The sequence below is a fragment of the Pyxidicoccus xibeiensis genome, from assembly GCF_024198175.1.
Taxonomy (GTDB): Bacteria; Myxococcota; Myxococcia; order Myxococcales; family Myxococcaceae; genus Myxococcus; species Myxococcus xibeiensis.
In genome coordinates, this window is record NZ_JAJVKV010000044.1 from 1 (window position 1) to 2399 (window position 2399).

A 2399-nucleotide genomic window follows, 5' to 3' on the forward strand; every position below is an offset into this window, starting at 1 on the left:
CGAGGATGTGGATGCGGGTGTTGGCGACGGGGCGGCCGATGGGGACGCTGCGCAGCACTTCGCCGCGCGGGCACTCCCAGTACGTGACGTCGACGGCGGCCTCGGTGGGGCCGTAGAGGTTGTGGACGCCCGCGACAGGAAGGCGCGCGTGGGCCTTGTTGACGAGGTCCGCGGGCAGGGCTTCGCCGCTGCAGACGACGCGGCGCAGGTGGGCGAGGGACTCCAGGCCCGGCTCCTCGACGAAGGCGCGGAGCATGGAGGGGACGAAGTGGGCGGTGGTGACGCGCTCGTCGGCCATGAGGCGCACGAGGTACGTCGGGTCCTGGTGGCCCCCGGGACGGGCGAGCACCATGCGAGCGCCCGTCATGAGAGGCCAGAAGAACTCCCAGACGGAGACGTCGAAGCTGAAGGGCGTCTTCTGGAGCACCGTGTCCGCAGCGGAGAGGCCGTACTGCTGCTGCATCCAGAGGAGGCGATTGACGACGCCCTGGTGGGCATTCATCGCGCCCTTGGGGCGGCCGGTGGAGCCGGAGGTGAAGATGACGTAGGCCAGGGCCTCGGGGCCGGCCAGTGGCACGGGGCGGGAGGTCGGCTGGGAAGCGACGGAGTCCCACTGCGTGTCGAGGCAGAGGACCTTCGCGTCGTGCGGCGGGAGGACGGAGGTGAGACGCTCCTGCGTCAGGATGACGGGCGCGGCGGTGTCCTCGAGCATCCACGCGAGGCGCTCGCGCGGGTAGGCCGGGTCCATGGGGACGTAGGCGGCGCCGGACTTGAGGACGCCGACGAGGGCGACGACCATCTCCAGGGAGCGCTCGAGGCAGACGCCGACGAGGGACTCGGGTCCGACGCCCAGCGAGCGCAGGTGGTGGGCGAGCTGGTTGGCGCGAGCGTCGAGCTGCGCGTAGGTGAGAGCTTCGTCTTCGAAGCGGATGGCCTCCGCTTCCGGCGTGCGCTGCACCTGCGCCTCGATGAGCGCATGCAGGCTCACGTCACGCGGGTACGTCTCGTGACGGCCACGGAAGTCCACCAGCAGCTGCTGGCGCTCCTCGGCGGTCAGCAGGTCGAGCTGCCAGAGCGGGCGCCGCACATCCGCGGTGACAGCCTCCAGCAGCACGCGGAAGTGCCGTGCCAGCCGCTCAGCGGTGGCAGCGTCGAAGAGGTCGGTGTTGTAGTTGAGCGAGCCCGTCAGGCCGCCCTCCACCTCATCCATGCCGAGGTCGAGATCGAACTTCGCTGCCTCCGACTGGGAGGGCAGCAGCTCCAGCTCCAGTCCGGGCAGCTTCAGCGCCTCGCCCGGCGCGTTCTGGAAGGTGAGGCTGACCTGGAAGAGGGGGCTGCGGCTCAGGTCTCGCTGCGGCTGCAGTTCCTCGACGAGCTTCTCGAATGGGACGTCCTGGTGCTCGTAGGCGGAGAGCGTGCGCTCCCTCACCTGAGCCAGCAGTTCGCGGAAGGACTGGCGGCTGTCGATGCTCGCGCGCACCACCAGGGTGTTGACGAAGAAGCCGATGAGGCCTTCGACCTCCGCCCGGTTGCGGTTGGCGATGGGCATGCCCACCGAGATGTCATCCTGCCCGGAGTAGCGCGAGAGCAGCAGCTGCCACGTCGCCAGCACCACCATGAAGGGCGTGGCGCCCTCACGCTGGGCCAGTGTCTTGACCGCGTCACTCAGCTCACGCGGCAGCGGAATGGACAGCGTCCGGCCCCGGTACGTCTGCAGCGCGGGGCGCGGGCGATCCGTGGGCAGCTCCAGCGCGGCGGGCGCGCCAGCCAGTTGCTGGCGCCACCAGCCCAGCTCTTGCTTCAGCACGTCGCCCTGCAGCCAATGCCGCTGCCACACCGAGTAGTCCGCGTACTGCACGGGGAGGGGCGCGAGTGCGGCGGACTCGCCGCCGGTGAACTGGCGGTAGTAGGCGCCCAGCTCTCGCACCATGACGGCAATGGACCAGCCGTCCGAGACGATGTGGTGCAGCGTCACCAGCAGCAGGTGCTGCTCGGGAGCCAGACGCACCAGCGTGGTGCGCACCAGCGGTCCCTGCGCGAGGTCGAACGGGCGCTGCGCTTCTTCGTGCGCCAGTCGCTTCGCTTCCTCGTCCCGGCGAGCAGAGTCCATCCCGCTGAGGTCCACCACCGGCAGCTCCAGCCGGGCTTCGGTCTGGATGACCTGCGTGGGCTCGCTGTCTCGCACCACGAAGGTCGTGCGCAGCGCTTCGTGCCGCTGCACGAGCGCACGCAGTGCGCTTCCCAGGGCCGCGACCTCCAGCGTGCCGTTGAGCTTCAGCGCCCAGGGGATGTTGTAGAAGGCGCTTCCCGGCTGGAGCTGGTCCAGGAACCAGAGGCGCTGCTGAGCGAAGGACAGCGGCAGGGCCTGCGTGCGCTCCACGGGGACGAGCGCGGGTTGC

At 70.0% G+C, this 2399-nt stretch carries 1 protein-coding gene; it reads right to left on the minus strand.

Annotation, left to right across the window (positions count from 1 at the left end; translation table 11 throughout):
- Nucleotides 1–2399, minus strand: a 2399-nt coding sequence (locus LXT23_RS49455; protein WP_253987552.1) for a condensation domain-containing protein, incomplete at both ends; no start/stop codon positions are given.